The 8,441-nt window shown below is 70.1% G+C and carries 6 protein-coding genes; 2 read left to right on the forward strand and 4 right to left on the reverse strand.

What is annotated here, in order from left to right; genetic code table 11:
- Positions 1-809: ATP-binding cassette domain-containing protein (locus tag RT051_RS13795; RefSeq protein ID WP_313077535.1), on the reverse strand; the 809-nt coding region annotated here is incomplete at its 3' end.
- A gap of 270 nt (positions 810-1,079) precedes the next feature.
- Between RT051_RS13795 and RT051_RS13800 the strand changes: the two genes are divergently transcribed.
- Positions 1,080-2,831 (forward strand): DEAD/DEAH box helicase, encoded by a 1,752-nt coding sequence (locus RT051_RS13800; protein ID WP_313077536.1) that lies wholly within the window; start codon positions 1,080-1,082, stop codon positions 2,829-2,831.
- A 149-nt stretch (positions 2,832-2,980) separates the two neighbouring features.
- Positions 2,981-4,732 carry a M14 family metallopeptidase gene (locus RT051_RS13805; RefSeq protein WP_313077537.1) on the forward strand — a complete coding sequence of 584 codons (1,752 nt, stop codon included), beginning with the start codon at positions 2,981-2,983 and terminating at the stop codon, positions 4,730-4,732.
- Positions 4,733-4,823: 91 nt separating this feature from the next.
- Here the strand turns inward: RT051_RS13805 and RT051_RS13810 are convergent, their stop codons facing one another.
- The 3 genes from RT051_RS13810 to RT051_RS13820 all read right to left on the reverse strand — a co-directional run.
- Positions 4,824-5,735 carry an NAD(P)-dependent oxidoreductase gene (locus tag RT051_RS13810; protein ID WP_313077538.1) on the reverse strand — a complete coding sequence of 304 codons (912 nt, stop codon included), beginning with the start codon at positions 5,733-5,735 and terminating at the stop codon, positions 4,824-4,826.
- Between the two features lie 105 nt (positions 5,736-5,840).
- The gene (gene lpdA, locus RT051_RS13815) at positions 5,841-7,784 is read right to left on the reverse strand and encodes a dihydrolipoyl dehydrogenase (RefSeq protein ID WP_313077539.1); all 1,944 of its coding nucleotides are present in this window, start codon (positions 7,782-7,784) and stop codon (positions 5,841-5,843) included.
- A 16-nt stretch (positions 7,785-7,800) separates the two neighbouring features.
- Positions 7,801-8,441: 2-oxo acid dehydrogenase subunit E2 (locus RT051_RS13820; protein WP_313077540.1), on the reverse strand; the 641-nt coding region annotated here is incomplete at its 5' end.

Genomic DNA, 8,441 nt, shown 5'->3' on the forward strand with positions numbered 1-8,441 from the left:
TTCTTCAGCGCCTTGGCGCGCGCCTCCTCGCCCTTTTGCTCGGCTTCCAGGCGGTTTTGCTTCTGGATCAGCCACTCGGAATAGTTGCCCTTGTAGGGAATGCCGTGGCCGCGGTCCAGCTCCAGGATCCACTCGGCGACGTTGTCGAGGAAGTAGCGGTCGTGGGTGATGGCGACGACGGTGCCGGTGAAGCGGTGCAGGAACTGCTCCAGCCACTCGACGGATTCGGCATCCAGATGGTTGGTCGGCTCATCCAGCAGCAGCATGTCGGGCTTGGACAAGAGCAGCTTGCACAGCGCCACGCGGCGCTTCTCGCCACCCGAGAGCTGGCCGATCACCGCGTCCCAGGGCGGCAGGCGCAGCGCGTCGGCGGCGATCTCCAGCTGGTGCTCGGAGTCGGTGCCGGCGGCGGCGATGATGGCTTCGAGCTGGCCCTGCTCGGCGGCCAGGGCGTCGAAGTCGGCGTCTTCCTCGGCGTAGGCGGCATAGACCTCGTCAAGGCGCTTGCGTGCGGCGTTGACCTCGGCCATGGCGTCCTCGACCTCCTCGCGCACGGTGCGGGCGGGGTCGAGCTGCGGCTCCTGCGGCAGGTAGCCGATCGACAGGCCGGCCATGGGAATGGCCTCGCCCTCGTACTCCTTGTCCACGCCGGCCATGATTTTCAGGAGCGACGACTTGCCCGAGCCGTTGAGGCCCAGCACGCCGATCTTGGCGCCGGGGAAGAAGGACAGGGAAATGTCTTTCAAGATCTGCCGCTTAGGCGGCACGGTCTTGCTGACACGGTTCATCGAGAAAACGTATTGAGCCATCGGTGTTCTTTGGTGAAAAACTGCAAAAACTTGTGAGCGCTTGGGCGCGCAGGCAGACACTGATTATCGGCGCATGCGACAATGGCGGCTGCCACGGGCTCCAGTCACCCTGGCACCAGCACCGAAGCTGGGGACGATGGAAGCGGTTCAAACGCCTTCCGGGCTCCCGCTCCTAGCAATCACCGTGTTCCCTTGCACTGGCCTTGTGGCAAGCCTTGCCGCTGGCGGCGAACCGGTACCCAGCGCCCCGGATGGGCGCATCAGACCTAAATGACCTTTGAAGAACTGAATCTGGCGCCGGCCCTTTTGCGTGCCGTGCAAGAACAGGGCTATGACAGCCCCACCCCCATCCAGGCCCAGGCCATCCCGGCCGTCCTGGCTGGCCACGACCTGCTGGCCGGGGCGCAGACGGGCACTGGCAAGACCGCCGCCTTCACCCTGCCGCTGCTGCAGCGCCTGAGCGAAAGCCCGGCGGCCACCAGCCGCTTTGGCGGCCGCGGCGTGCGCGCCCTGGTGCTCACTCCCACGCGTGAGCTGGCCGCGCAGGTCGAGGAGTCGGTACGTACCTACGGCCAGTACCTGAGCGACCTGAAGTCCACCGTCATCTTCGGCGGCGTGGGCATGAACCCGCAGATCGAGCGCCTCAAGCGCGGTGTCGACGTGCTGGTGGCCACCCCCGGCCGCCTGCTTGACCTGCAGCAGCAGGGCTTCCTGGACCTGTCCACCGTCGAGGTGCTGGTGCTGGACGAGGCCGACCGCATGCTGGACATGGGCTTCATCCACGACGTGAAGAAGGTGCTGGCGCTGGTGCCCAAGGACAAGCAGAGCCTGCTGTTCTCGGCCACCTTCAGCGACGAGATCCGCGAGCTGGCGGGCAACCTGCTCAAGAACCCGCAGAGCATCCAGGTCACACCGCGCAACACCACGGTGCAGCGCATCAGCCAGGTCATCCACCCGGTGGGCCGTGCCAAGAAAAAGCAGGTGCTGCTGCACATCATCCAGCAGCACGACTGGAGCCAAGTGCTGGTCTTCACGCGCACCAAGTTCGGCGCCAACAACGTGGCTGACTACCTGACGAAAAACGGCGTCTCGGCCATGGCGCTGCACGGCAACAAGAGCCAGAGCGCACGCACCCAGGCGCTGGAAGGCTTCAAGACCGGCCAGATCCGCGCCCTGGTGGCCACCGACATCGCTGCGCGCGGCATCGACATCGACGACCTGCCGCACGTCGTGAACTACGAGATCCCCAACGTGCCCGAGGACTACGTGCACCGCATCGGCCGCACCGGCCGCGCCGGGCGCGAGGGCCACGCCGTCAGCCTGGTCTGCATGGACGAGGAAGGCTTCATGATGGAGATCGAGCGCTTCACCAAGCAGGAGATCCCGGTGCAGGTCATCGACGGCTTCGGCCCCGACGAGGGCGAGCAGGCCGAGCCCATCGCCATGGGCCGCCAGACCATCTGGGGCGGCGCCGGTCGCCCGCCCGGACGTGAGGTCATGCAGGCCGCGGCCAAGGCGGCCCGCCAGGAGATGATGGAGCGCATCCGCGCCAACAAGGCGCCCCAGGGTGGCGGCCAGCGAGGCCGCAACGGCGGCTCCGGCGAGGCGGGTCCGCGCAAGGCCGAAGGCGGCCGTGGCCGCAGCGGTGGCGATGCAGCCGGCCAGCCCCAGGGCCCGCGCGCCCAGGCTCCGCGCGGCGCGCAGCGCCCGCAGCCGGCAGGCGCCAACGCCGCTGGCGGACGCCGCCGCGGCGGCCCCGGCGCCACGGGCCCTGCAGGCAACGGTGGCGGTGCACCGCGCCGCCACGACGACAGCCAGCCGCGCGGCGAGAACGCCCACCTGGTCACGCAGATGGGCCATTCGCTGGTGCCGCGTCGCCCCGGTGGCGGCGGTCAGCCAGACCCCATGCGCACCAGCGTGGACATGATGGCCAGCAGTGGCCGCAGGGGCGGTGGCGGTGGCTATCGCAACGGTGGGGGCGGCGGCTCGCGCGGCCCGCGCGGCGGCGGTTTCGGCCGCTGACGGCCCGCCCGGCCACCCCACCCCCGCCTGCCGGCGCTCCAGCAGCCCGGCAGGCCGATCGCCCGGCCTGCAGCCGGGCTTTTTTCTGTCAAGGTGCGGTGCGCCGGGCCGGCTAACATCGCCCGCGAACCCATGTACGCTCGCACGCCATGACGCCCTCGCCCCGCACCCACCGCCGCGCACCCGCGCTGCCGCGCATCGCCCTGCGCCTGTCCACCCTGGCGGCCGCGGCCCTGCTGGCCGCCTGCTCCAGCACCCCGCTGCCGCCCTGGCCCTCGCAATCCCAGGGCGGGGCGCAGCCAGCCCGCGTGGTGCCACCTCCGCTGGGCACCAGCGTGCCGCCAGAGGGTGCAGCGCCGGTCTCCGTGACGCCCCTGCCGGGCGCCGGGCCGGAGCTGGCCCCGGCTGCGCCCGAGCCCTCAGCCGCGGATGCGCGCTTTGCGCCGCCAACCATGCGTTACGACACCCCGGGCCTGGGCGAGGGACGCCGCGCCTTCACCACCCAGGCCGAGCTGGGCCAGTGGCTGCAGCGCCTGGCGACCACGGGCAACGGCAACACCCGCATGCAGATGCTGGACATCGGCCGCTCGCAGCGCGGTGCCCCGCTGTGGGCGATGGTGTTCACCCGCGCGGCCGGCACCGACGTGGCGGCGCTGGAGGCCAGCGGCCGGCCCACGGTGCTGCTGCTGGGCCAGCAGCATGGCGACGAGCCTGCCAGCGCCGAGGCGCTGCTGGTGCTGGCACGCGAGCTGGCGCCGGGCGGGCGGCTGGAGCCGCTGCTGGACGTCATCAACGTGCTGGTCGTGCCGCGCGCCAACCCGGACGGCGCCGAGGCCGGCCAGCATGCGCTGGCCGATGGCACCGACCTGGACCGCGACCACCTGGCCCTGTCCTCGCCCGAGGCCCAGGCGCTGGCGCGGCTGGTGCGCAACTACCGCCCCATGACTGTCGCCGATGCGCACGAACACCCGGCGGGCGGCGAATTTTTGCAGCAGTTCGGCCTGCTGCCGCGCGCCGACCTGCTCTATGCCCACGCCACCACGCCCAACCTGCCCGAGTTTCTCGTCAAGGCCGCGCGCGAATGGTACGAACAACCCATGGAGCGCGCGCTCACCACCGCCGGGCTGCGGCAGGAGCTGTTTCATGCCGCCTCGGCGTCGGGCGGGCAGCGCCTGTCCACCGGCCGCACCGAGGCCGAGAGCGCGCGCAACGTCAACGGCCTGAAGAACGCCGTGAGCCTGATGGTCAGCGGCCGCGGCGCCGACCTGGACCGCCAGCAGCTGCAACGGCGCGTGCACGCGCAGGTCACGGCGCTGACCAGCGTGCTGCGCAGCACGGTCGAGCGCGCGGCCGACCTGGAGTCGGTGCGCTCGTACGAGGCACGCGACACGGCCTCGCAGGCCTGCCGCGGCGAGCTGGTGGTGCGCGCCCGTCCCACGGCGATGCAGCGCGAGCTGGTCGCCATCGACCCGCAGACCGGCGCCGACCGGCCGCTGCACCTGCAGTGGGACATGGCCCAGCAGCTGCAGCCCGTGCTCAAGCGACCGCGCCCCTGCGGCTACTGGCTGGCGGCCAGCGCCACCACGGCCGTCGAGCGCCTGCGCCTGCTGGGCGTGCAGATGCTGCGCGTGGCCGAGTCGGGCGGCGTGCTCGCGGATGTCTATGAACAGGCAGGCGCCGGCACGGGCAGCCAGATGCAGCTGGCCACGCGCCGCGGCCTGATCGACGTGCCGCCGCAAAGCTACTACGTGCCGCTGAACCAGCCCCTGGCCAACCTGGTGGTGGCGGCGCTGGAGCCCGATACCGACGGCAGCTACCTCAGCCACCGCCTGGTCGGCCACCTGTCGGACACGGCGCGGGTCATGAGCACGCCGTCGCTGGTGTTCGAGGAAATGGACTGAGAGCGCCCCGGGCCTGTTTGCTCACACTGCTACGAAAAACATTGCAGCAGGTCCAGGCCCCATGCGGGCTTGAGCCGGTTTTCTCTTGAATTCAGGTGTCGCCCGGCAGGCCGTGGGCAAGCTGCGGGCCACGCGCGAGAAGATCCACCAGCTGCGGCACCGGCGTGTCCGGCCCGCCCTGGCTGACCGCGGCGGCAAAAGTCGCCTGCACCGCATCAGCGATCCCGTGCGCGGCCTGGGCGTCGCTCGCCATGGTGCCGTAGTAGCCCAGGTCCTTGAGCGCATTGCCCATGGCAAAGCGCAGGGCACCCGCGTCGCGCGCAAGCAGATAGGGCCGCAGCCGCTCCAGCGCCACGCCGGCGCCGCCGCCCTTGCCCAGCACATCGACGAACACCTCGGCCGCCACGCCACTGCCGAGCGCGCAGGCCGCGGCCTCGGCCAGCAATGCCACGCTGCCCAGCGAGACATAGTTGTGCAGCAGCTTCATGCGGTGGCCCGTGCCCACGGCGCCGGTGTGCGTGATGTGCTCGGCAAAGCACTCCAGCAGGGGCCGGCACTCGGCCAGCAGCGCCGCGTCGCCCCCCACGAGCAGGTTGAGCCGGCCCTCGCGCGCCTCGCGCGGCGTGCGCGTCATGGGCGCATCGAGAAAGCGCACGCCCGCGGCCGCGCAGGCGGCGGCCACGCGCTCGGTGGAGGTGGGAATGGCGGTGGAGCAGTCGATCACCACCGCCCCGGCCGGCAGCGCCGCCAGCGCCCCCTGGGCGCCCAGCAGCACGGCCTCGACCTGGGGCGAGCCGGTCACGCACAGCAGCAGCACGTCGCTGCCGCGCGCCAGTGACTGCACGTCGGGCGCGGTGGTCGCTCCCAGGTCCAGCAGCTCGCCCAGCGGCTGGTTGCCCGGGTGGTCCAGCACCGTCAAGGCATGGCCCTTGCGGGCCAGGTTGAGAGCGATGCCGTGGCCCATCAGGCCGACGCCAATGAGGCCAATGCGGGGAGTGTCCATGGGGCTTCCTTGTTGCGAAAATTATCCATGAAAAAGCCGCCCAGCCTTTGACAGGCATGGGCGGCCAGCTACTGCTTCAGTAGCGCCAGGGCATGCGCCCGGCGTTCACTTCTTCTGCGGCGGCAGGTCGGTGCACGAGCCATGCGCCACTTCGGCCGCCATGCCGATGCTCTCGCCCAGCGTGGGGTGGGGGTGGATGGTCTTGCCGATGTCCACGCTGTCGGCGCCCATCTCGATGGCCAGGGCGATCTCGCCAATCATGTCGCCCGCATGCATGCCGACAATGCCGCCGCCCAGGATGCGGCCGTGGCCGCCGGCTTCGGGCGAATCGTCGAACAGCAGCTTGGTGAAGCCTTCGTCGCGGCCATTGGCGATCGCCCGGCCCGAGGCGGCCCAGGGGAACAGGCCCTTTTTCACCTTGATGCCCTGCGCCCGGGCCTGCTCCTCGGTCAGGCCGACCCACGCAATCTCCGGGTCGGTGTACGCGACGCTCGGGATGACGCGGGCGTCGAAGGCTGCCTTGGCGAGCTTGTCGTCGCCCTTCAACTCGCCGGCGATGACCTCGGCCGCCACATGCGCCTCGTGTACCGCCTTGTGCGCCAGCATGGGCTGGCCGACGATGTCGCCGATGGCGAAGATGTGCGGCGCGTTGGTGCGCATCTGCACGTCCACCTCGATGAAGCCGCGGTCGGTCACGGCCACGCCTGCGGCCTCGGCGCCGATCTTCTTGCCGTTGGGCGTGCGGCCCACGGCCTGCAGCACCAGGTCGTAGGTCTGCGGCTCGGGGGCCTCACCGCCCTCCTTGGCCGGGGCAAAGCTGACCTTGATGCCCTCGGGCGTGGCCTCGGCGCCCACGGTCCTGGTGTTGAGCATGACGTGGTCGAAGCGGTGCTGGTTCATCTTCTGCCAGACCTTGACCAGGTCGCGGTCCGCGCCCTGCATCAGCCCGTCCATCATCTCCACCACGTCCAGGCGCGCGCCCAGGGTCGAGTACACCGTGCCCATCTCCAGGCCGATGATGCCGCCGCCCAGGATCAGCATGCGCTTGGGCATGGTCTGCAGCGCGAGCGCGCCGGTCGAGTCCACCACGCGCGGGTCGTCGGGCATGAAGGGCAGGCGCACGGCCTGGCTGCCGGCGGCGACGATGGCGCGCTGGAATTGCACGACCTTCTTGCCGCCCGTCTTGTCCTGGCCATCACCCGCGGTTTCCTCGACCTGCAGGTGGTGGCCGCCGACAAAGCTGCCCACGCCGCGCAGCACGGTGACCTTGCGCATCTTGGCCATCTGCGCCAGGCCCCCGGTCAGCTTGGCGATGACCTTCTCCTTGTGGCCGCGCAGGGTGGGCAGGTTGACCTGGATGGAACCGAAGGTCACCCCGGCCACGTCCAGGTGCCGCGCCTCGTCGATCACGCTGGTCACGTGCAACAACGCCTTGGAGGGGATGCAGCCGACGTTCAGGCACACGCCGCCCAGGGTCGCGTAGCGCTCGACCAGCACCACTTTCAGGCCCAGGTCGGCGGCGCGGAAGGCGGCGCTGTAGCCGCCGGGGCCGCCGCCCAGGACCAGGACTTCGCAGTCCAGGTCGGCAGAGCCGGCGTACTCGCTGCCTGCCCCGCTGCGGGGCTGGGGCGAGGGCGAGGACGAGCGTTGCTGGGCGTTGCTGGCCCCACCCTCACCCCTGCCCTCTCCCGCCCCGGCGGGAGAGGGAGAGGAAGCAGTGGCGGCGGGCGCTGGTGCAGCGGCGCCGCCTTCGCTCCCTCTCCCGTTGGCGGGAGAGGGTTGGGGTGAGGGTGAGGGTGCGCCCGCATCCGCTCCCACCTCCAGCGTCAGCAGCACGCTGCCCTGCTGGACCTTGTCGCCCAGCTTGACCTTGAGCTCCTTCACCACGCCTGCATGGCTGGAAGGAATTTCCATGGACGCCTTGTCGCTCTCCACCGTCACGAGGCTTTGCTCGACCTCGATGGTGTCGCCCGGCTGCACCAGCACTTCGATCACCGCAACGGAGTCGAAATCGCCGATGTCGGGCACCTTGATGTCAATCACTGCCATGTTGCAGCTCCTTGGTTCACAGCACGATGCGGCGGTAGTCCGCCAGCACCTGCCCCAGATAGGCATTGAAGCGCGCAGCGGCCGCGCCGTCGATGACGCGGTGGTCGTACGACAGCGACAGCGGCAGCATCAGGCGCGGCTCGAACGCCTCGCGCTCGTCGCTCCAGAGAGGCTTCATGCTGCTCCTGGACAGGCCCAGGATGGCCACCTCGGGCGCGTTGATGATGGGCGTGAAGTGCGTGCCGCCAATGCCGCCCAGCGACGAGATGGTGAAGCAGCCGCCCTGCATGTCGGCCACGCCCAGCTTGCCGTCGCGCGCCTTTTTGGCCAGGTCGCCCATTTCCTCGCTGATTTGCAGGATGCCCTTCTTGTCGGCGTCTTTCAGCACCGGCACGACCAGACCATTGGGCGTGTCGGCGGCAAAGCCGATGTGGAAGTACTGCTTGTAGACCAGCGCGTCGCCATCGAGGCTGGCGTTGAACTCGGGGTATTTCTTGAGTGCCGCCACCACCGCCTTGATGACGAAGGCCAGCATGGTCACCTTGACCGGGCTCTTGGCCCTGGCGCCCTCCTGGTTGGTCTGCACGCGGAAGGCTTCCAGGTCGGTGATGTCCGCCTCGTCGTTGTTGGTGACGTGCGGGATCATGACCCAGTTGC

It is taken from the genome of Melaminivora sp., assembly GCF_032059615.1.
In the GTDB taxonomy this organism is placed as follows: domain Bacteria; phylum Pseudomonadota; class Gammaproteobacteria; order Burkholderiales; family Burkholderiaceae_C; genus Melaminivora.